The following is a 20,641-nucleotide window of genomic DNA, read 5'->3' as shown; positions in this document are numbered from 1 at the left end:
GGATGTTCGCGAGCGTGAGGTGGTCCGGGAACGTGTGCTCGTGGATGCGCGGCCGGACCCTCGTCACCGCCATGTCCGGGGAGAGGAAGTCGAGGGACCGGACGAGCCAGACCACCCCGCTGGCGTGACGAAGCCGGCCGAGGATCACGGCAACGATCTACCACTTCGGATTCGAGCCCGGATCCGGTCGCGCGGTCCGTCACGTCTACCGCTCGAGGAACGATTCCCGCTCGGAGCGGATCGAAGAGGCGGGCTTCGGCGTGAACCCGACGACGGACGACTTCGTACCGACACCTCCACATCCGCTGGACGACGTCCTCACTACGGCGCTCGAGGAACGAGTCGCTCTGCGCCCTCGGCGCGAGATCAGGCGGACTCGCGGAGCACCAGCTGGTGGCGGACGGTGCGGTGGACGTCCGGGCCGCCCGGGGGGAGCTCGCCGGCGATCATGGCGACCGCGAGGTCGAGGGCGTGCCGCGCGAGCTCGTCGAGGTCGACGGCGAGGGTCGTCAGCGTCGGTGCGAGCAGCCGCCCGATCGAGAGGCCGTCGATGCCGACCACCCGGACGTCGCGGGGCACGTCGACGCCCGCCCGACGGCAGGCGGAGAGGACGCCGAGCGCGCAGAGGTCGTTGAACGCGACGATCGCGTCGGCGGCCCGCGGCCGGGCGATGATCCGCTCGGTCGCGTCCGCCGCTGCCTGGGCCGTGGGACCCTCCGCGCGCACCACGGAGGCCTCGAGTCCGTGCGCGGCGAAGGCCCGGATCAGCAGCTCCGCTCGCCGACTCGGCCGGGCATCCCGGGAGACGTCGACGACCACAGGATGCCGGACTCCCGCTCCGGCCAGGCGCTCGGCCAGCGCCTCGACCGCCTCGGAGTGGTCGAGCAGCACCGCGGCGCGCAGCGGGTCGCCGGTCGGGTCGAGCTCGACGACGGGCACGGAGCCGAGCCGCTCGATCCACTCCGCGGCACGATCGCCGAAGGTGCCGATCACCGCATCGGTCTGCGCGCCCAGCGCCTGGATCATCCGGTCGGAGTCGGCGGCGAGGCCCACGTCCGCGAGCGACACGTTCCATCCCCGCGCCGCCGCGACCCGCACGACGGCCGAGGCGAGCTCCGGCGACCACGGGTTCCGCAGGTCGTCGACGACGAGCCCGAGCTGGTGCTCGCCGCCGGTGACCAGGCCGCGGCCGAACCGCGACGGGCGGTAGGACAGCTGCTCCGCGGAGTCGAGGACCCGCCGCTTCGTCTCCTCGCTGATGCCCGGCATGCCGTTCATCGCGCGGGTGACGGTCTGGCGGGAGACCCCGGCGGCGGCCGCGACGTCGTGGATCGTCGCGCGGCCGCCGGCCTCGGCTCCGCTCAGGCGCGGAGGTCGAGCCATGCCGTCTGCTCCGGGGTCAGCTCGATCGACAGACCGCGCATCGACGAGCGCAGCTCGGTGATCGTGCGCGGACCGAAGAGCGGGAAGGTGGGGAACGGCTGCGCGAGCACGTAGGCCAGCGCGATCGCCGTCGCTCCGACGCCGTGCTCGGCCGCCAGCTGCTCGGCTCGGCGCAGGCGCTCGAAGTTGTCCGGCCCGTAGTAGCAGCGCACCAGCTCGGCGTCGCTGGTGTCGTCCGGGCGGGCGCGGCCGGTGAAGAAGCCGCGGGCCTGCGAGGACCACGGCAGCAGCGGGATCTGCCGCTCGACCAGCCACTCCTTCGACGCCCGGTCGGTGACGTGCACGCAGCCCTCCCACGGCACGTCGTACGCCTCGGCCAGGCCGAAGTGGTCGCTCAGCGCCTGGAACCCGGCCCGCCCGTGAGTGCGGGCGTACTCCTGCGCCTCGTCGAAGCGCGCCGGCGTCCAGTTCGAGACGCCGTAGGCGCGGATCCGCCCGGCGCGCTGGTGCTCGTCCATCACGTCGACGAACTCACCCACCGGCACCTCGAGGTTGTCGCGGTGCATCAGGTAGATGTCGGCGTAGTCGGTGCCCTGCCGCTCGAGGCTCTCGAGCAGCTGCCGGGAGAGCGACTCCGGATCGCAGTAGGGGGTGTGCGCGCCCTTGGTGATCACGACGACGTCTTCGCGGATGCCGCGGTTGCGGATCCACCGGCCGAGGCGGCCCTCCATCTCGCCGTCGCCGTAGATGTAGCCGGTGTCGAAGGCGGTGCCGCCCTGCTCGACGAACGCGTCGAAGATCGCCGAGGCGTGCGCCAGATCCGGCTGGTTGTCGACGCCTATCACGAGCCGCGACATCCGCTTGCCGACACCGGGGATCTCGCCGAAGAGCATCGGGGTGTCCGACGCAACGCTCAGCGGCCGTCCGGACACCGTCGGGATGTCCGCGGTCTCGGCCTCGAACGGGAAGCGCAGGCCGATCGCGGCGCGCCAGCGGTCGAGCGTGCGGGCCGTCGCGAGCGTCTCCTCGAGCGTGATCTGCGGCGCCTCGACCGAATCGGCCGCCAGGGCGTCGGTCGTCGCATCCGCCTCGAGCGCGTAGGGGCTCTCCCCCTCGAACGTGAGGATGCGCGGCTCCTCCCCGACAACGCTGATCTCGATGCCCGTGTCGGACGCACCGAACCACGGGTCGGCCACGTGCAGACGGCCGCGCGTGCCGTGGATCGTCAGGGCGTTCACGTCGTCGAGTGCCACGCCGGTGCGGAGGGTCGCGGTGATGCCGCCGCGGTAGGTCGCGCGGGCGACGCTCCACTCGTCGACGCCGGTCGGGCCGAGGCTGCCCCTCGCGTCGAGCTCGACGGGCTCCGCGACGGCGGCACCGGTCGCGGCCTGCACCACGGCCGCCGCGGCGGTGACGGTGTACCCGCCGACGTCGAGGACGCCTCCTCCGGCCGTCGCGACGTCGTACAGGCGGCCCTCCCGGGACGGGGTCCGGAAGGAGAAGGACGCGTCGATGTGCACGACCTCGCCGATCGCGCCGTCGCGGACGAGCTCGAGCAGCGCGGCGGTCTGCGGGTGGAAGCGGTACATGTACGCCTCGACCAGCGGCAGACCGGCGCTGCGGGCGGCGTCGACCAGGGCCATCGCCGTGCCGTGGTTGACGGCGAGCGGCTTCTCGCAGAGCACGGCCTTGCCGGCCTCGAGCGCCTGCACGACGAGCGCGGCGTGACCGGTGTGCACGGTGGAGATGTAGACCGCGGTGACCCGCGGATCGGCGAGGGCCGCGGCGTAGTCGCCGGCGGTCGCGTCCGGGAAGCCGGCGTCGACGGCCTCGGCGGCGAAAGCGGCGGCGCGCCCCGGGTCGGAGCTGCCCGCCGCGACGAGCCGGGCGCCGCGGTCGCTCGCCGGGAGCTGGGAGAGGAACCGGCGCGCGATGCTGCCGGGGCCGAGCACCGCCCAGCCGGGTGCGGTAGTGGTCGAGGTGGAGTCGGTCATGGGGACCCTTTCGCGGCGTCGTCGACGTGAACGTTCACGCACCACGCTAGGCGGGCGGGAGGGGCCGGGACAAGTGCGTCGCGGATCCCGCACGTGAACGTTCACCACGAGACCGGGGGCGCTCCCCCGCTGCTCGAGCGGCCGGGCGGCCGGGCGGAGGGAGGGTCGCCGAGATCGCTTTCGATGCCGAGCGCCGTCTCGGTCTCGGCGAGCGACGGCCGCGGCCCGACCCGGAGGTCGCCGAGGGCGTCTTTCCGCAGGTCGCCGAGGGCGTCGTTCCGCCGGAACACGTCGCCGTCACGGACGGGCGGAGCACACAGGCAGCGGCGCCTCTGAGCAGCTCGCCTTCGTCGGGTCGCCACGAGTACCGTCCCGAGTGGGGTGCCTCAGCGGGACTCTTCATCGGACGGGGTTGTCGGGACACTGCGAGCCGCGGGATCCCGCGGCCGGTTCTGCTGCGTGCGCGTGTACCGGAGAACCATCCCCATACGGGACGCGGTTCCTTCGCCGAACGATACGTCGGCGGACAAGCCTCGTCGTGTTGGGGTACTGTCTGGCCCGATCAGCGTGGGTGCCGTGTTCACCGGGCCGGACGGACGTCGGATATCGCGAGTTGCGGCCGCAATGGCTAGCTTGAGCAGGTGAACGACGCGCCGAAAGCGAACCGGCGAGAGCGGATCCGGATGATTCTGGCCATGCTCTTGGTGATCCTCGCCGTGACCGGCATCGTGCGAGCCTTGTCCGGCGGCGATCCCGTGAACGGCGTGTTCGCCGTCCTCTGGCTCCTCCTGGCCGCTGTGACGCTCGGCGACATCGTCGTTCGACGCCGCCGACAGAGCGCGGCGCCAGGCCCGCATACGACGCCGGAGGAAGACCCCCACGTACGTAGCCGCTGATCGCTGCCGACCTCGCTCGTGAGCGCCGGTCTCGCAACTGGGGGATGGAGTTCGGAGCCGCTCTACGCTCAGAGGCCGTGATGTCCGGCGCCGACGTCCGGGACGGTCAGCGGGCGGGTCGCGAGTTCGACGGCCTGCTCGCGAGTGAGGTGCTGCGGGAAGTTGACGTGAGCGAAGCGGCCGGTGGGGTCGTGCAGCGAAGACGGCATCGTGATGCTGCTTCCTTCCAGGAACGCGACGATCGCGCTTCGAGTCGGGTCGGTTGTAACCCGGCCGAGTCGGTCGCGCAACTCGAGAAGCACCTTCTGTGCCGGCGCTGACACCTCCAGAACGACCCGCTTAGACCGGGCCGTCTCCACCCTCCGCGCTGTGGTGAAATCCGTAAACGGTGTGACGCGGGAGCGCACGCGCACTGATCGCGCGGACAGATCGGCGTACGGCACAGGCTCGCGAATCGCGTGGACCACTAGAGGCACCACGAACAGCAACACGAACGCTCCCGTGAGTATCGCCAGCCGAGCAGCGAACGGCAGCGCGCCGGGATTCAGCAGGTCAGAGAGGAGTAAGCCGACGCCGATCGAGATGACAGACCCTCCGATGAGGGCACGCTCCGTCGGCGCCCCCAACCGACTGAACCACCCCCATTGCGTGAGCCGCACCTCGGAGCCCGACCGACCACTTCTCGACTTCGCCGCCACTACCCAACCTCTCGTTCCGATCAGCCTCCCACCCCAGCCCTACCGCCGCCCCCCTCAACCAGGCCTAGCTCCCATTACACGATCCGCTTACGGGACGGACTTCGGGTCACTGGAACTCCGTCTCGCTGTGGATCGTGGACAACTCAAGCTGGTTCCCCACCCTCTGACCCTCGGGCGGGATCGCCGCGCAGCAACGTACGGAGCAAGCGCCGGCCCCTCCGGTGAGTACATGGCGAACACGCGACCACCTGTTTCAAGGTTTGATTTGCCGCGCACTGCGCACGTTTGCCCTTTGCAAGAAAAGCACCACTATACAAAAGGACGACGGCGCGCCGATGATTAGCAAGAATGGTATTATCAGAAACCCAAAAGCGCTGGCAAGGGTTGCGGGAATTATACAGACCCCAAACGCAACTAACGAAATAAGCCAAGCTTGTCTCGCGATGCTCAGTGGTTGACGAGAACTCCCATTAGTGCTGCCACTAATTGACCTCGATATCTTCGAGGTCAAGAGCGACAGCGCCAGAAGGACTACAGCAGCGAAAGCAAATGGCCAGGCATACTCGAAAATTGCATGCGCCAGCGTGTAGTGAACTCCCGAAGCCGCTTCACGCATCGGTCCAGCGATCATAAGAGCAGATACCGTGTAAGAAACCCCTACAAGCAGGGCCATCCACGCGTGTGCAAGAAAACTTGCTCCTGTTGTTGCCGAAGCGGGAAGGTCACTTGGTCGACTCGAGGGCACGAGTTGAACCTAGCTGAACCTACGACCGGCGACGGCGAGAGTTGTCCGGGCCAGCGTCGGGCGCGTTCGGCTTCAGACGCGCACTTGGACTCGTTCCGCTGCGGGCGACAGAGACCACTGATCGGCGCCCTCAGCCGGCCGCCGCCATCCGCTGAACGATCCCCATACTGAACGGCTGCCGAGTGATTCAGTCGCTGGCGATACTCCGTGACGCAGAGTATGTTTCGGGCATGGAAGAGATACGCGAACCACGGGTGTGGATCATGACGGTCCTAGCCACTGGACGAGCGCACGGCTACGGCATCGTGACGGCGGTGCGCGAGCTCTCCGACGGCGCGATGATGATGAAAATCCCGACTCTCTACGCCGCGTTGGAGCGTCTCGAGCGTCAAGGGCTCGTCGCCGCGGATGGCGATGAAGAGGTCAACGGGCGTCGGCGCCGTTACTTCCGGCTCACCGACGCCGGCGCCGCCCGCCTCGCAGCGGACGCCGAGCGCCTGGCGCAGCTCGAACGCGCCGCATCCAGTGCTACTCGCCACCTCGGCCGGATCGCGCCAGCATGAGCAGGTCTCCGCTCGACAACTACCGGCGGGCTCTGCGCTGGTACCCGACAGCATGGCTGCGAAGCCGAGGAGACGCCGTGATCGGCGCATACCTCGATCGCGACGAGGCGACCGGAGCGAACGGCCCATCCCGGAAGGACCGGCTCGACTTGGCGTGCGCGGGAGCTATGGAGACCATTCTGGGGACACTTCGTCCGTCGAGGCTGGTGACGACAGTCATTGGCGTGATTCTGCTCCTCACCGCAGCCTTCCTGGGATCGGTGACTCTCGGAGTGGGGGGACGGATTATGACCGTCGTCACCGGCGGGTTCGTGGACCTCGTGGGTCGCTCGTATGAGGCACCGGTGTTGATCACCGCTGGGCTCGTCGCCCTCGCTTGGCTGCTCATGGCGATCGTCGCTCTCCACCGCGGCCGTCGGTGGCTTTCGCTTGTCATCGCCGTCGGTGGCGCAGCATCCGCATGGACGACATATGAGCTGGCCTGGTCAGGTCTCGCCGCACCGGTCGACGGGCGAACGCCGGTGATGTTGATCCTCCTTAGCGCCGTCGCTCTGGCGGCACCACTCGCCGCCGCCATCGCCGCTGTGCGCGCCGCAATTCTCGAGCCGGCCGCGCAGTGGAGTATCGGCGCCACTGCCGCAGCACCCGTCACCGGCGCCTGGATCCTCGCGTCACTCGGCCTGCCGACGAGCGTCACTCAAGCCCTCGTCCTCGTCGGCAGCGCACTCGCATTGCCGGTGTCCCTCGCGATCACCGGCGGGAGCATCGCCTTCCTCGGTGTCGGCGTTCAGCGGCGCACACAGACCGATGCTTCGAACCGGAGGACTCCACTTCTGCCGTCGGCCTGAATGCGTCCGAAGAACCATCCCCCTACGGGATGGATCGCTCACGTCAGTAGATGATGCGATGAGTGCCCGGAGGCAGGTCGCTTCGGGCCGGTACGGTGACCGCATGGACGACGACCACGAACGTCAGAACCTTGAGACGCGGACCGAGATCGTCAGCGCCTACATCAGAGCTGTCGAGAATCCTGAGAAGCTGTTTCGGGTGTGCGCGAATGTGTCGGGAGGTCGCGACGACGAGAGGGCAGCCGTCGCCGCAGAGTTCGAGGTCAGGGACGTGGTGGCCGACGCGATCCTTGACTTGCAGGTGAGACGCTTCACGCCGAGGTCGATCGAGCAGATGCGGAACGAGCTCGCCGACTACGACCGTCGACTAGCCGAACTCGACCGCTCGTAGGACGATCCCCTCCAGGCACGGTAACTAAGGATCTATCCGGCAGTGATCAGCTCGCCGGGCGCACCGAGAGAAGCGAGGTCGACATCGCCCTGTGACGTCAGGAGCTCTCCGCTGATCCCGTCGTAGACGGCGGTGAAGACGTCCACCCGATGGAGGTCGAAGCCATAGGGCACGTCTGTTCTCTCCGCGGGCGCGTGCACGGTCAGCGCCCAGACCGGCTCGTCCTGTGCGACCCAGTAGTGGTCCGCGAGAGCGGGGTCATACGCGGCGAGCTCCTCGTACGTGGTTCCGACCGCGTAGATCGGGTACTGCTTCTTCTCCTCCGCACTGAGCGTCGAGAGGAGTCTTCCGGTGCCGTTGGCCAGGTCGAGCGCCGGATTTGTCAGCTGCTGGACGTCGATGATCGGCCCCTCAGAGGCGGCGGCGGCGATGGGGGTGCCCGGCGGGCCCTCCGTCGGGACGGTGGGTGTCAGGGCCTCCGTCGTCTCCGTTGGTTGGGCAGGCGTCTCGGTGGAGATGGGGGTCGTGCTGGCGGTGGCGTCGATGGTGACGGGGCCGGAGCGGATGCGCATCGTCGTGAAGGTCTGGGTGAGGCTGACGTCCTCGGCGCCCAGGACGTCCATCAGCCACTGCTCTCGTTCGCCAACGGCGGCGAGGCAGCCGACGTACGTCGTCGCGGGGCCTCCGGTGACGACCCATACGGAGGTCTGCAGGCCGGCGGACTGGAGGTCGTAGGTGAGCGTGTTGCAGGGACCGTCGACGCTGAGCTGCGACCGGCCGTCGGTGCCGGTGATGCGAAGGCTGACGGGGTGATCGAGCAGCCATCCGCCTGATCCTTGATCGCCGATGACAGCGGTGGTCTCGTAGACGGGCTTGGTCGCGTCTTCGGCGCTGAGCAGTTCACCCGGCAGCTGCGCCGTCGACGGCGACCCGGGGCTGCTGGCGCTCGTCGCGCATCCACTGACGAGGAGCGCCGCGGAGAGGCAGAGGATGGTGAGGGCGAGTGTTCTCGTGCGTCGGAAGGTCACTGGTCGACTCCGGTCCGCGTCGCGGGCGGGTTGGTGCAGTCGACTGTGGTGGGCAGTCCCGTGAAGATCTCGATCCGGCCGCCCTCCCGGCACACCTGGGTTCCTGCGAGGGAGAACAAGGCGGCGTCCGTTCCGTCTCCGTTGGTGCCCGCGAGCGCAGCACACGCCGCGGCGAGCGACGCAGTGGACTGCTTCGCGGGCGTCTGGATCTCGCCCGACAGGGCAACGCCCTGCCCGTCCGGTTCCCAGCAGGTGACGGGCGCTGCGACCGGAGTGCCGCGCTCGGTCGTCACCGCCGTGAGGACTGCCGCGCTGAGGACGGCGCCGGCGATGCCGGCGAGCGTCACCGCCGCGGCCTGGCGAAGACGTCGGCGGCGGCGGATGCGGTGCGCGAGGCGTGCGCTGATGCGCTCGAGCTGCTCATCGCTCAGGTCACGACTGTCCATGGTCCTCTGTCCGTTCCGTCAGGGCTCTCGTCACCGATGCCCGTGCCCGCGAGAGGCGATTGCGGACCGTCCCGCGGGACAGGCCGAGGGAACGCGCGGCATCGCTGTAGCTGAGGTCGTCCTCGATGCACGCCGTCCAGATCGCGCGGTCCGTCGCGCTCATCTGCTCGACCAGACGTCGCACGTCCAGCAGCCGGTCGCTCGCCTCCGCGTCGACGCCGCGAGAGGCGGTGTCGTCGGAGAGGGGCAGGTGGCGTCGGCGCTGCTCGCGGCGATTGGTCGAGAAGCTGAGGTTGCGTACCGTGACCAGCAGCCAGGGCAGCACCGACTCCCCCACGATGCGCACGCTCGTGCGGCGCTGCCAGAGCAGGAAGAAGCTCTCCTGCACGACGTCCTCGGCGTGACCGGCGTCCGCGAGGAAGCTTCCCGCGGCGCGGTAGACCGCGCGGCCGTGCATCCGGAAGAGAACGTCCAGCGCCGAAGGGTCACCGCCGCGAAGACGATCCACCAGCGTCACCTCAGCAGCACCGACCACCCGACATCACCCCCTCAGTAGTGAATGCCCTCAGAGCGCCGTTTCGTCTCAAACTTCACGAACGAACATCGCCAGTCCCGCAATGCGTCTGTGAACGATCGCCTTGCGGACGCTCTCGGTCGCGAGCCGGTTGCTCCTCGTGGTGAGAGCCGCATCACGCCTACTCTTCTCCCGTGGGCGGACTCGAGCTGGGCAGCGGTCGAGGCCGTTTCTCGCCCATTGAGGGGAGACGCCGTGGTTGAAGGTCTGGACAGTTGGGACCCGAGCAGACTCTCGCCGGACCGGCAGACGCCACCCCGCCAACGACGGTCGGTGAGACTGTCGATCGCGCTGGGCGCTCTAGCCGTCGTGGCGGCCGCGGTTCTGTGGGTGGGTGATCTGCTGTTCGGAGTGCATGGCCCTTCCCACTACGTCAGCATCACCAACGACACCGGAGCCTCACTCACCTGGTCCTGCTCCTGGTCCGATCTTCACCTCGCCGCCGGGGAGACAGGTCAGCTGCGCATCCTCGACCAGCCCGACCAGGACTACGGCTGCGTCCCACAAGCAGCGACCCCCTTCGTAGCGGCGGCGCACAACAACGACATCTGCCCGTCACTGAACTCCATGACCGAGGGAAGGCAGTTCACGGCAACCGACTTCGCGAAGACCTACCGCTGCCCGTAGCTGATGCGCGCTTGCGGCGTCGTTCCGAGCTGGCTCGACAGCTGTTCGGGATCATCGCGTCGGGCGGGCGCACCGAGAGCAGCTGTCGGCACGTCCCCCTCGGTCCGGAGGACGGCTAGACCGGCGTCGTACACGGGAGCGCAGAGAACGGCTGCAGCCGCGATCGTCGCTCCCGCGACGACGAAAGGGCGTCCGCGCTCTCTGGGCTCATCCACGAGCCCGGCCACGAGCAATGCGCTGTGGCCCCTGAGGGAAGTGCGGCCACTCCATCCGGTCGCCCCAACCTCACGAGAAAGGGAAGAGCGGGGATGACGGCGGATGACCTGCTCTCCCTCAACCCGTTCCGCTTCCCTTCGGACGAGATTCTGCGTGTCGGTGAAGTGCTGAAGTCCTCTGTCGCTGCGCGATGACCTCCCTGCGGGGCGCTCGCAGCCGCCTCTGTTGTTCCGGTTCTTGATCGATCCCGTGGAGTGCAGTGCATGATGTCCCGATGACCGTTGGAGAGCCCCCGCGACCGAGTGCAGCGACGCCCGTCGTTCTCGCCTTGGTCTCCGGCGGTCTCGCAGCCGTCATGGGAGCGGTTGCCTCCATCTACATGTGGGACCCGAGCGAGACGTGCCGGACCCGCGGCGGAGGCAGCCTGACCGGAGAGGGGTTCCTCTGGAACCCGCTGTGCTCGGATGGTTCGACCGTTCAGCCGACATGGATGACGTTGACGACTGCTGCGGCGTTGATCGTGGCTGTGACATGCGTCGTCCTCGCGGCCATCCGACGAGCTGAACGCGACGGACAGGAAACGGCGTCGTCCGACGTTCTGCACGACTTCTCGCGCCAGACCCTGCCGGAGGACAACCGGCTCCGCAAGCTGGGCGACGAATGGTGAGAGACGGCGGCTCCCAGGGGTTCTATCGTCCCGCCGTCGCGATGCGGCGTGCGTCGGTCCACGAATCGGCGTTCAGGTGATCGCTCGACGATCCCCATACGGGACGCGCACAAGGCGCTCGGGTTCGCGAGACTGAACTGATGTCGGGGTTGCTGGTCATCGATCTCGTGTCGCGCGTGATCAGAGCCCGCTGCGGCCGAGCCGCGGCGCACGAGAGGTGACGCGCCCGACGTCGGGAATCAGCACGCCTCATGATTCACGGCGACGGAGAACAGGACATCAACCGGCCGATCTGCGGCGTCGGCTCAGTGCCCAGACGAGCGCGCCCGCGAGGAGCACCGCGCAGGTCAGCCCGGCGACGTGCAGGACGAGCGACGGCATTCCGTTCTCGGGGAGCAGGAAACCGTACGGCACCCACCCGTCGGTCGCTCCGCGGACGAGCACGACGACGACCCAGACGATCGGGTAGGGCAGGACCACCCACAGCCGGCGCCAGGAGAGCGGTCCGCGGTCGGCGACGACGATCCAGTCGAGGAGGACGAGCGCGGGGAGCACCACGTGCAGGACGGCGCTGACCCAGGGCGGAGCCGTCCCGGTACCGGGTACGAGGGTGTTGTAGATCACGGCGACGACGATCGAGTAGGCCGTCGCCGCGCCGCGGACGTAGCTCAGCCACACCGGCGTCGGACGGCGGGCGAGCGCGACCGATCCGGCGACGATGAGCACCGCGCTCGCGAGGAGGCTGGTCTGGTTCGTGAAGTAGCCGAAGTAGTCGAACGGATTCGGGTCGCCGGCCACGATGCTCAGCGCGTAGGTGTGGAGGATCACCGCGACCGCGGCTGCACCGACGGCGATGCGCGCTACACCCACGAATGGGCGGGTCGGTGCCGGGGAACTCATCGGGTCAGCCTAGGAGCCGTTGGGCTTCCTGCTGGCCCGCGACAGACGTTCCCCTTTCCGAACCGTGCTGAGCATTTCAGGCCGAGACGCGACCACGAGGAAAGCGGTGACGTCGCTTAACCTGAGCCGGTGGGGACGTTCTCGAAAGTGCGCAACACGGTCGCGGTCGCGGCATGCCTGGCGGTCGTGACGGGATGCACGGCGCAGCCTGCACCACCGACTCCGCCACCGGCGACGAACACGGACGACGGCTTCACCTCCCCGCTGACCGGCGATCTAGGCGTGGCGACGTTCACCGGGAGCGACGGGACCACCGGCGCCGTCCAGTTGAGCGCGGCGGACGGCCGGCTGGCCCTGACATCCGACGAGCTCGTCATCCCCGCCGCGTCTTTCGGTCCCGACGATTCGGCATGACGGCCGACGACCTGTTCTACCTCAACCCGTTCCGGTTCCCCTCGGACGAGATCCTCCGCGTCGGTGAGGACCTGAATCTCACCGTTGCCGCCCGATGACCGCGAGCCACTCGGTCGCCCTCGACGGAGGAGCGTGATGGTCGCCGTATCGGCTGCGGCGCTCCTCCTGCCCCAGCTGCGGATACTGTCGCGACCCGTCACCAACCAGGAGCACCCGTGTTTCTAGCGTTCCTCGCTGGCGCTCCCGCCGTTATCGGAATCCTGTGGCTCGTCAACCTCTCAGGCGACGGGTCCCAAGAGAAGGTGCGGCGGGACACCTGCATCGGCGCTCTCGTCGTCAGCCTGCTGTTCATCGTCGGAGCCGTCGTCTACTGGTTCGTGCCGGTGGATATGAGCAACGATGCTCAGGGGTCGTTCGGCGCTTCCGCCTTCGCCGTCGCCGCGCTGCTCGTTAGCGGCATCCTCGGCCTCATCCTCACCTTCATCCTCTGGCTCACGATGCCAAGAGGGACAGGGGTGGAGCGCGACTGATGCCCGGCGCTACTCGCTCGACGATTTGATCGACAGGCGTTCACACCACTGACCCCGCAGAGACCCTTCGACAGGGCGATGAGAATCGCGCCCTGCGTAGGCTGAGCGACAGTTCGACGGACGGAGCAGCACAAACCATGACAGACACGAACGCGATCGGTCGACTCTCGGCCGTGGCCGCTGCGACCGGGCTCGTTCTGGCCCTGGCCGGGTGCACGGCACCCTTCGATGGAACCGCCGTCGCCAGCCCCTCGGCGACGTCCGCCGCTCCCAGCCTTCCTACGAGCACTCCCACGGACGGTTCTGACGCGACGGACTCTCCCGCCGCCCAGTCGCTTCTGGAGCAGCTGCCCATCCGCACGTCACTCGAGAGCGTGTCCGACGATGCGACCGGCGATCTGCTGATCGAGGAGCGAGAGGACGGGACGGTGTGGCTGTCCCTCAGCGGGCTGAGCCTGACCGGAGCAGTGGAACCGCGGGTCCTTTTCACGAGCGCTCCGCTCGAGGAAAACGACGGCGAGCTGAGGTTCCCTTCGGACGTCGGAAGCGAGGTCGGGTCACTGACATCGGATGCTGATCAGGAATTGCAGATCATCGATCCCGACACGATCGGCAGCATCGAGAGCGTCCTCATCCTGGGTGTCGGTGATCCCGGCACCCGCCAGCTCGCAGCCGCTCGAGTGCCGCCCTCCAGCACGGAACAGTGACGCCGCTGCGCCGCTAGCGGGCATCGCCAGGCATCGCTGCCAGCACCCGCGTCACCCCAGGAGCATCCCGAGCGCCCCGACTCGTCGTGGAACGCGCACGAGCTCTCATGGTGTTCTCCGCGTGAATCACCGGTCATCGATTCGGAAGGAACGCGATCCGCGCACTCCGGTTGCGATGCTCGCTGTGGCCGCCGTCGGCGTGCATCTAGTTCCCGGCTTCCTACTCGTCCACGCGTTCTACATCGGGCTCTTCGGAATCGACATCGGAGCAGGAGCCGCCTACCCGAGCAGTCACGACGTTCCCCGAGCCCGCTTCGAAGCAGACCTGGACCACGTTCTTCGCTGGCCGAGTGAACGCACGCGAAGCGTGGGTCGGCTCGTCGGCGCACTCCGGCAGCCTTTTCGAGAGGAACGCCTGACACGCTGAACGTCCGCACCCGATAGACCATCCCCTACTGGGACGGCGACTCGCCGCGCGATGGCGTTCCGACGTCGTGATGGCCGGCGCCGCTGTCGGGGGCAGTCAGCGGGTGGGAGGCGAGCTCGATGGCTTGCTCGCGGGTGAGGTGCTGCGGGAAGTTCACGTGAGCGAACCGGCCGGTGGGATCGTCCGAGGAGGATGGCATCGCGACACTGCTCCCCTGGAGGAACGTCAGGATCGCGTCGTGTGTGGGGTCGGTGGTGACTCGGCCCAGCCTGTCGCGCAGTTCGAGAAGCACCTTCTGGCCTGGCGCGGACACCTCGAGGACGACCTGCTTCGACCGGCCGGTCTCGATCCTGCGTGCTGTGGTGAACGACGCGAACGGCGTGACCCGTGAGCGCACGCGCACCGTCTCGGCTGACAGGTCGGCGTACGGTGCAGGTTGGCGAATGGCGTGCACGACGAGCGGCAGAACGTTCAACACCACGAGCGCACCGACGAGTACCGCCAGGCGAGCAGCAAGGGGAAGGGCGTCCGGGTTCAGTGCGTCGAAGATCACGTTGCCGCCGATGATCGCAACGACAGTGATTCCGATGAGGACTCGCTCCGTCGGTGCTCCTGCGCGACTGAACCAGTTCCACTGAGTGAGTCGCACCTCGGACGACGAACGTCCACCTCTGAACCCTGCCGCCATCACTCGCCCCTTCCGTTTGGCTCAGCCTGTCGTACGACCCGCGGTTCCGGCCACTAGATGCTCGACGCCCGGCCGACTATCCCCTATCGGTACGCAGTTCCCATGGCTCGGAGCTCGAAGACTCGTCACGCTCTCCAACGAGTAGTTGCGGGAAGGTCTCATTTATGAGCAGTGACGAGGAGCGGCGAAACGACGCACGGCAGATTCGCGTGTTCACCATTGCCGCGTGCATCTTTCTCGCCGCTGCCATCGCGTTCGTGGTCCTCGAGCTCACGACGGACCTCAACGGCGCGAGTGGCGCGATTACCTGCTTGACGTTGTTCGTCGTGAATGTCGGAATCGTTCTCGTGCGGCGGCGACAGCGGCGTCGCGACGGCGCATGACGCTGCGCTCCTGATCGAGCGCCGGAGTCGGGGGCGTCGCGTAGGTGGCAACGCCAAGGCGGTGGATCGTCCGGTCACCGATCCCCATACGGGACGTCGCGAGTGCTCTTGGGCAGATCGGCTCGACTGAAGAGCGTTAGCGTGAGTGTCGTCGTGAGGAGGTCGGATGCGAGACGACTCGAGAGAGCCGAGTCGGCCCTCAACAGCGGACCTGCGCGAACAGACCGCAGCGCTCCTCCTAGGCCTTTCCACCACCAAAGGTGTCATCGCGCTAGCAGCCGATCTTCTCGCGGATGGACACGACAGTCCTTCGCTGATCGCTCTTGCTTCCCTCTACGCAAGCGCAACGTCCCCTGAGATCTTCGACCTCAGCTCGAGCGCACTCGCCGAAGCTGGTGACCCGCCGCTCGACAGAGACAGCGAGGAGATCCCGCTCCTCGCCCTTCGAGTCGCATGCCGACGCTTTCTAGACGGGGACCTGGACCTCCGGGCGTTCTCCTCGTGGGCTCATGACCTGATCGGCCACGATGAGCCGGAAGCAGCGCAGCCTTTTGTCGAAATGGACGACGTACTCGACCTGTACACGGTCTCCCGCCGCTCCAGGAAAGTTGCTCGCCGCTACAGCGAAGAAGTCGTCCAGCTCGCCACCACCTACCTTGCATCGACAGCACCGCGCCCGATGGGCCACGGCTAGCTGCACCGTCCGCTCACCGATCGCCTCACGAGACGTCGTATAGCCAACCTCGGCCCGGTCCATGGGCATACATGCGTCATCTTCACTCGTTTAGTCGTTTCCTCCCTCAGACTGTGTGCATGCTCCATCGATGGTGTCGCCGCCCCGGTACCAAGGCACCGCCGGCTCCTCACTGTTGTCGATCACCCTCTTCGCCGGCTGTGCAGGCGCTCCCGAGCAGCCGGTCATTGAGCGGACTGCGCAGATGGCCGTCCAGTACCCCTTTTACGATCTACCTCAACTCGTGCAGGAAGCTGATCGCATCATCGAAGGCACAGCCGTCTCGACCAGCGATGTCATCCAATATCCGACCTACGAGGGCGACGACCCTCTGGTGAACCCGCTGAGTGACCTGTCGGAGGAGGAACAACGAACTGCAGCCCGCGAGGGCGCCATCGCTGCCACAGAGGTCCAGCTCGAAGTGACCGTCGTTCACAAGGGAGCAGCGGAAGAGCAGATCACGATCACCCAGACCGGCGGGGTCATGGACGGCGTTCTCTACACGACCACCCAGGAACCCCTGCTCGCGCCCGGAACCTCCTACCTCCTTTTCCTCTCCGACGGCGAACGCCCGTACCTCCTCGGCGGAGGCGCCGGCAGCTACGAGGAGGCGGACGGCACATACTCAGCCATGGTCGAGCACGCGCCCGTCGAATCGCTGACCCGCGACGATCTAGCAGCCCTCATTACCGAAGACCACAACTGACGCGGTGAACGATCCCCATATGAAACGACTGCTGAGCGACCTCGCTCGCGCGAGAGGGCTGACTGAGGGTTGCCCCATGCAGCGAACGAAGCGTCAGAACGTCTGGCTCGCGCTGATCGCGCTGTACGTGCTGGCGTGCCTCGCAACCCTCATCGGCATCATCCCCATCACGCTGGGCTATGACGAGCCGATCTTCAGGACGACGTGGTGGGTGCTGCTCCTCCTCTGCCTCGCAGCTAGCCTCGGCCACAGAGTCAACGAGATATTCGGGTTCGCGTCTCGTCGAAACCGACAGGGACGACCCGCCGACGGGTTCGAGCAGCTGCGCGGGTACTTCCTCGGATACCCGACCCCCGAAGACGACGCCTCGGAACCAAAGTCTGATGCTGACGAAACAGCACGGCTCGGTCGACGTCACTGACAGTGCACCGCTGACCGATCCCCTGACGGGACACTCGAACGACCGGGAACGCACATCAACCACCTCACCGATGGCGAGCGCATCCGCGCCCGCTCATCAGTGAGGTCGCATCTCAGAGAACGGTGAGGCGCGCCGCATCGGACGGCGTCGTCCGGGACTCGCTGAGCACGTCCAGCGTCACCTGCACACGGTCGAGACCGTTGGCTGTCACGTCGACGGTGATGCGTCCTGCGCCGGTGGGGCGGATGACGGCGAGAAGGCGCCCGTCGAAGGTGGTGAACTCCCGGGCGTCGAACTTCTCCGTCGTGTCGGGACGCGCGCTGCCCAGACCCTGGAGAATTCCTGCCCCGCTGACGTTGACCGTGATGAGGCGGTCATCGCAGGTCACGAGGGTCCCCTTGTCGTCGTGCAGCTCGATGGTGATGAAGCTGAGGTCGGAGGAGTCGTCGACGAGCTGGTCGCGGTCCGCGTTCACCTTCATCAGCAGGTCCGAGGAGGCGGTGGGGAGGCTCGTGCGGCTGACTTCGGCGCCGCCGGTGACAGCGACCGCGGTGAGCTCGCCGGGTGCGTACTGCGTCTCGAAGGTGGCGCGGTAGCGATTGTCGCGTCCGGCGGGTGCGCGTCCGATGCTGTCGCCGTTGAGGAGCAGCTCGACCTCGTCGGCGTCGCTGTAGACCTCGACGGTGATGGGTGAGCCGACGGCGACGTCCCAGCTCCAGCTGGCGATGCTGTCGGACCAGGTCCACGGGCTCGAGTGCCGGGTGGCGCCGTGGTGCTCGGGGCGGTGGACAGCGATGTAGGGCTCGTGGCGCAGACCGAAGACCGTCTCGCGGTAGTAGGAGGCGGGCCGGCGGTGTCCGGTGATGTCGAGGTCGCCGCACCAGGCTGCGAGCCAGGGGTAGGGGGCCGCGAACAGCGGCGCCTCGTCGTCCGAGAGGTGCTGCACTCGTCCGATGCCGGCTTCTCCGAGGTAGTCCCAGCCGGTCCAGGTGAAGTCTCCGATGACGTGCGGGTTCTCCTCGACGAGCCGCCAGTTGACGTCGATGTTCGTGGGGAACGTCTCGGTGCCGACGATGATGCGGTTGGGGAACGCTTCGCGGTCGCCGACGTAGCGGGAGTCGCCGTAGTTGAGGCCGGCGACGTCAACGGCGGCGAAGGACTCCGCGGTCTTCTCCGTGACGAGGTCTGAGGCGTTGATCATGCCCATGAAATCGCTTGCGGCGTTCACGCCGGCCGGCGCGCCGCCGTCGGCCTGGGCGCTCATGAGGGCGGCGACCTCCGGGAGGACGGAGACGAACCCGTTGATGCTGTTCGTGATGTAGCGGGTCTCATCGAGCGAGCGGATCTTCTCGGCGATCCGCCGGCCCCAGTCGGTGCCCAGCGGGTTCCCGGTCTCGGGGATCTCGTTGCCGATGGAGTAGAAGATCACCGACGGGTGGTTGAAGTCCTTCGCGACGAGCGCTTCGACGTCGCGCTCCCACCACTCGGGGAAGGAGAGGGAGTAGTCGAAGGCGGACTTGCCGATCGTCCACATGTCGAACGTCTCGTCCATCACGAGCATCCCGTGGCGGTCGCAGGCGTCGAGCATCGCCTGGCTGAGCGGGTTGTGGGAGCTGCGGATCGCGTTGAACCCGGCGTCCTTGAGCAGCTGCACGCGGCGCTCCTCAGCACGCCCGATGGTGGCGGCTCCCAGAACGCCGTTGTCGTGGTGGATGCAGGCACCGCGCAGCTTGACGGTCGTCCCGTTGATGCGCAGGCCCTCCATCGGGTCGAGCTGGAGGGTCCGGATGCCGAAGCGGGTCGTGCGCTCCTCCACCGCGGTGCCGGAGTCGCCGAGGGTGGTGGCCGCCGTGTACAGGAAGGGGCTGTCGACGTCCCACAGCTGCGGAGCCTGCACGTAGAGCCGCTGACGCACGACGGAGGCCGCGCCTGCACGGAGCGTGATCGGAGCGGTGTCGGTCGCGACGATCCGTCCGTCGGCGGCGCGCAGCACGGTGGAGACCGAGCGCTGCGCGGTGCCGGTGCTCTCGTTCCGCACGGTGGTCGCGATCTCGACGACGGCCCGACGGGCGTCGATGTCCGGGGTCGTGATCTGCACGCCGCCCTCGGGAGCGACGTGGACGAGCTCGGTGACGTGCAGCAGGACGTCGCGGTGGATGCCGACGCCGGTGTACCAGCGGGAGTCCTCGTGTGCGCGGGCCTCGACGCGGATCGTGTTGGCGGCGCCGTACTGCAGGAACGCGTCGAGCTCGACGGAGAACGTGGAGTACCCGAACGGGCGCTGCGCAGCGAACACCTCGTTCACGTAGACCATCGCGTCGCGGTGGACGCCCTGGAACTCGAGGGTGACGCGCTTGTCGCGGTACTCCTCCGGGACATCGAGCGTCGTCGAGTACTCGACGACCGCGCTGGGGAAGTAGCCCGTGTGCGACGTGCGTCCCGGGGCGTCGGTGCGGTCGCGGTGGATCAGCGCGTCGTGCGGGAGTCGAACGGACACCGCGTCGGCGGTCGCGCTCTGAAGAGCCTCGAAGATGCTCTTCTTGTCGCGGACGCTCCAGCCGTCGTTGAACGATGTGGTCGTCATGGTCTCTCCTTCGTGCGGGGCGGTCGCCCGGGTTGCGGTGGTGGGGGAAGCCCGCGGTGGCAGGCGGAGTCAGGCGGCGCGGGTCGCGTTCGCGGCGGATCGGATGCGGTCGAGGGCGACGAAGGTCCGGATCGACGCCTCCAGCGGGTGCAGTGGGTGCTCGGTGAGGCCTTGTCGGACGGCGTCGGTCACGGCACGCAGCATGGGCACGTACCCGTGACCTTCTGGTTCGAGTGCGGTCGTCTTCGGCGAGCGGAATGCGTCTGCGATGGTCCCCGCGTGGACGGTGAAGCGGGTTGTCGCCCAGAACGGGGCAGGGACGTCGATCCAGCCGAGGGATCCGCTGAGGGAGGCGCTGGGATCGATGTACTCGGTCATCGACGCTGCGAGGTCCGCGCGTCGTCCGCCGGCGTATTCCAGGGTCGCGCGGCTGACGACGTCCACGCCGTCGTCGCGCAGCAGATGGTCTGCGTGGATCCGCCATGGGGTTCCGAGCACGTCGAGGGCGAGGGTGACCGGGTAGATCCCTTGATCGAGCAGGGTGCTGCTGGATCGCGCTGCGGACCAGCGCTCGGAGTCCGCCGTGTCGAACGGGAGCCCGAACGAGGCTCGGATGCTGCGCACCTGCCCGATCGCTCCCGCTCGAACCGCGTGTAGGAGACTGCGGTAAGCGGGTGCGAACTTCATCCACATCGCCTCCATCGCGAACCTACCCGATCGGCGCGCCGTGTCCGCGATGATGCGTGCTTCGTCGGCGCTCACGCCGAGGGGCTTCTCGATCAGGACGTGCTTGCCGGCACGCAGCGCCGCGAGCGCGATCGGCAGGTGTGTCGCGTGCGGGGTGCCGATGTAGACGATGTCGAGATCGTCGTCGGCGAGCATCTCGTCGAGATCTCCGTGCACTCGTTCCGCTCTGGTCTCCGCAGCGAACTGCTCTGCGGTCGCGACCGCCCGCGAGCAGACCGAGAGCAGACGCGCGGTATCGAGGTGGGCGAGGTCGGAGCAGATGGAGCGTGAGATGTCGCCGGTACCGACGACACCCCACGTCAGTCGGCTCTCCGAGGCCGTCACC

The 20,641-nt window shown here is 67.8% G+C and carries 23 protein-coding genes; 13 read left to right on the top strand and 10 right to left on the bottom strand.

Annotated elements, in window-relative coordinates:
- Window positions 1-366: 366 nt before the first annotated feature.
- Window positions 367-1,383, bottom strand: a complete 1,017-nt coding sequence (locus tag GSU40_RS02630; RefSeq protein ID WP_160033512.1) for a LacI family DNA-binding transcriptional regulator — start codon at window positions 1,381-1,383, stop codon at window positions 367-369.
- Window positions 1,362-3,377, bottom strand: coding sequence for an aldo/keto reductase (locus tag GSU40_RS02625; protein ID WP_160033510.1), 2,016 nt, complete (start codon window positions 3,375-3,377; stop codon window positions 1,362-1,364). The genes GSU40_RS02630 and GSU40_RS02625 overlap by 22 nt, the downstream gene beginning before the upstream one ends.
- A gap of 641 nt (window positions 3,378-4,018) precedes the next feature.
- On the opposite strand from GSU40_RS02625, the gene GSU40_RS02620 reads away from it, so the two are divergent.
- Window positions 4,019-4,273 carry a hypothetical protein gene (locus GSU40_RS02620; protein WP_146082076.1) on the top strand — a complete coding sequence of 85 codons (255 nt, stop codon included), beginning with the start codon at window positions 4,019-4,021 and terminating at the stop codon, window positions 4,271-4,273.
- Between the two features lie 68 nt (window positions 4,274-4,341).
- Here the strand turns inward: GSU40_RS02620 and GSU40_RS02615 are convergent, their stop codons facing one another.
- Window positions 4,342-4,971: a hypothetical protein gene (locus GSU40_RS02615; RefSeq protein ID WP_104328211.1), complete on the bottom strand. Its 630-nt coding sequence runs from the start codon at window positions 4,969-4,971 to the stop codon at window positions 4,342-4,344.
- Between the two features lie 975 nt (window positions 4,972-5,946).
- Between GSU40_RS02615 and GSU40_RS02610 the strand changes: the two genes are divergently transcribed.
- From GSU40_RS02610 to GSU40_RS02600, 3 genes are all read left to right on the top strand, one after another.
- On the top strand, window positions 5,947-6,279 hold the full coding sequence (locus GSU40_RS02610; RefSeq protein ID WP_160033508.1) for a helix-turn-helix transcriptional regulator: 333 nt from the start codon (window positions 5,947-5,949) through the stop codon (window positions 6,277-6,279).
- 77 nt (window positions 6,280-6,356) lie between these two features.
- The gene (locus GSU40_RS02605) at window positions 6,357-7,127 is read left to right on the top strand and encodes a hypothetical protein (protein WP_160033506.1); all 771 of its coding nucleotides are present in this window, start codon (window positions 6,357-6,359) and stop codon (window positions 7,125-7,127) included.
- A gap of 103 nt (window positions 7,128-7,230) precedes the next feature.
- Window positions 7,231-7,518 (top strand): hypothetical protein, encoded by a 288-nt coding sequence (locus GSU40_RS02600; RefSeq protein ID WP_160033504.1) that lies wholly within the window; start codon window positions 7,231-7,233, stop codon window positions 7,516-7,518.
- Window positions 7,519-7,550: 32 nt separating this feature from the next.
- Here the strand turns inward: GSU40_RS02600 and GSU40_RS02595 are convergent, their stop codons facing one another.
- Genes GSU40_RS02595 through GSU40_RS02585 form a run of 3 tightly spaced genes read right to left on the bottom strand, consistent with a single transcriptional unit; the run spans window position 7,551 to window position 9,500 of the window.
- Window positions 7,551-8,546 (bottom strand): hypothetical protein, encoded by a 996-nt coding sequence (locus tag GSU40_RS02595; RefSeq protein WP_160033502.1) that lies wholly within the window; start codon window positions 8,544-8,546, stop codon window positions 7,551-7,553.
- Entirely contained in the window at window positions 8,543-8,992 is a 450-nt protein-coding gene (locus GSU40_RS02590) for a hypothetical protein (RefSeq protein ID WP_160033500.1), read from the bottom strand. Before GSU40_RS02590 ends, GSU40_RS02595 begins: the two co-directional genes overlap by 4 nt.
- Window positions 8,979-9,500 carry a sigma-70 family RNA polymerase sigma factor gene (locus GSU40_RS02585; RefSeq protein WP_160033498.1) on the bottom strand — a complete coding sequence of 174 codons (522 nt, stop codon included), beginning with the start codon at window positions 9,498-9,500 and terminating at the stop codon, window positions 8,979-8,981. Before GSU40_RS02585 ends, GSU40_RS02590 begins: the two co-directional genes overlap by 14 nt.
- A gap of 417 nt (window positions 9,501-9,917) precedes the next feature.
- On the opposite strand from GSU40_RS02585, the gene GSU40_RS02580 reads away from it, so the two are divergent.
- Together GSU40_RS02580 and GSU40_RS02575 are read left to right on the top strand one after the other, a co-directional pair.
- Window positions 9,918-10,193: a hypothetical protein gene (locus tag GSU40_RS02580; RefSeq protein ID WP_146076568.1), complete on the top strand. Its 276-nt coding sequence runs from the start codon at window positions 9,918-9,920 to the stop codon at window positions 10,191-10,193.
- Between the two features lie 490 nt (window positions 10,194-10,683).
- A complete protein-coding gene (locus tag GSU40_RS02575; RefSeq protein WP_160033496.1) occupies window positions 10,684-11,076 on the top strand; it encodes a hypothetical protein in 393 nt (130 codons plus the stop codon).
- Between the two features lie 279 nt (window positions 11,077-11,355).
- Here the strand turns inward: GSU40_RS02575 and GSU40_RS02570 are convergent, their stop codons facing one another.
- Complete coding sequence (locus tag GSU40_RS02570; protein WP_244229566.1) at window positions 11,356-11,946, bottom strand: Pr6Pr family membrane protein; 591 nt, start codon at window positions 11,944-11,946, stop codon at window positions 11,356-11,358.
- 159 nt (window positions 11,947-12,105) lie between these two features.
- Between GSU40_RS02570 and GSU40_RS02565 the strand changes: the two genes are divergently transcribed.
- The 3 genes from GSU40_RS02565 to GSU40_RS02555 all read left to right on the top strand — a co-directional run bounded on the left by GSU40_RS02565 (window position 12,106) and on the right by GSU40_RS02555 (window position 13,627).
- Window positions 12,106-12,390, top strand: a complete 285-nt coding sequence (locus GSU40_RS02565; protein WP_160033494.1) for a hypothetical protein — start codon at window positions 12,106-12,108, stop codon at window positions 12,388-12,390.
- Between the two features lie 302 nt (window positions 12,391-12,692).
- Window positions 12,693-12,920 carry a hypothetical protein gene (locus GSU40_RS02560; protein ID WP_160033492.1) on the top strand — a complete coding sequence of 76 codons (228 nt, stop codon included), beginning with the start codon at window positions 12,693-12,695 and terminating at the stop codon, window positions 12,918-12,920.
- Window positions 12,921-13,057: 137 nt separating this feature from the next.
- Entirely contained in the window at window positions 13,058-13,627 is a 570-nt protein-coding gene (locus tag GSU40_RS02555; protein ID WP_160033490.1) for a hypothetical protein, read from the top strand.
- Between the two features lie 452 nt (window positions 13,628-14,079).
- Here GSU40_RS02555 and GSU40_RS02550 read toward each other — a convergent pair whose 3' ends face one another.
- Window positions 14,080-14,607: a hypothetical protein gene (locus tag GSU40_RS02550; RefSeq protein ID WP_160033488.1), complete on the bottom strand. Its 528-nt coding sequence runs from the start codon at window positions 14,605-14,607 to the stop codon at window positions 14,080-14,082.
- 299 nt (window positions 14,608-14,906) lie between these two features.
- Between GSU40_RS02550 and GSU40_RS02545 the strand changes: the two genes are divergently transcribed.
- From GSU40_RS02545 to GSU40_RS02530, 4 genes are all read left to right on the top strand, one after another.
- A complete protein-coding gene (locus GSU40_RS02545; protein WP_160033486.1) occupies window positions 14,907-15,125 on the top strand; it encodes a hypothetical protein in 219 nt (72 codons plus the stop codon).
- A gap of 166 nt (window positions 15,126-15,291) precedes the next feature.
- Complete coding sequence (locus tag GSU40_RS02540) at window positions 15,292-15,819, top strand: hypothetical protein (RefSeq protein WP_160033484.1); 528 nt, start codon at window positions 15,292-15,294, stop codon at window positions 15,817-15,819.
- Between the two features lie 130 nt (window positions 15,820-15,949).
- Window positions 15,950-16,564: a hypothetical protein gene (locus tag GSU40_RS02535; RefSeq protein ID WP_160033482.1), complete on the top strand. Its 615-nt coding sequence runs from the start codon at window positions 15,950-15,952 to the stop codon at window positions 16,562-16,564.
- 76 nt (window positions 16,565-16,640) lie between these two features.
- Window positions 16,641-16,985, top strand: a complete 345-nt coding sequence (locus GSU40_RS02530; protein WP_160033480.1) for a hypothetical protein — start codon at window positions 16,641-16,643, stop codon at window positions 16,983-16,985.
- A 112-nt stretch (window positions 16,986-17,097) separates the two neighbouring features.
- On the opposite strand, the gene GSU40_RS02525 is transcribed toward GSU40_RS02530, so the two are convergent.
- Together GSU40_RS02525 and GSU40_RS02520 are read right to left on the bottom strand one after the other, a co-directional pair.
- Complete coding sequence (locus GSU40_RS02525) at window positions 17,098-19,569, bottom strand: glycoside hydrolase family 2 TIM barrel-domain containing protein (protein WP_160033478.1); 2,472 nt, start codon at window positions 19,567-19,569, stop codon at window positions 17,098-17,100.
- A 69-nt stretch (window positions 19,570-19,638) separates the two neighbouring features.
- Window positions 19,639-20,640 carry a Gfo/Idh/MocA family oxidoreductase gene (locus GSU40_RS02520; RefSeq protein WP_160033476.1) on the bottom strand — a complete coding sequence of 334 codons (1,002 nt, stop codon included), beginning with the start codon at window positions 20,638-20,640 and terminating at the stop codon, window positions 19,639-19,641.
- Window position 20,641 lies beyond the last annotated feature (1 nt).

The organism is Rathayibacter sp. VKM Ac-2805 (genome assembly GCF_009834265.1).
Classification (GTDB): Bacteria; Actinomycetota; Actinomycetes; order Actinomycetales; family Microbacteriaceae; genus Rathayibacter.
This window is presented reverse-complemented; position numbering and strand designations above follow the sequence as displayed.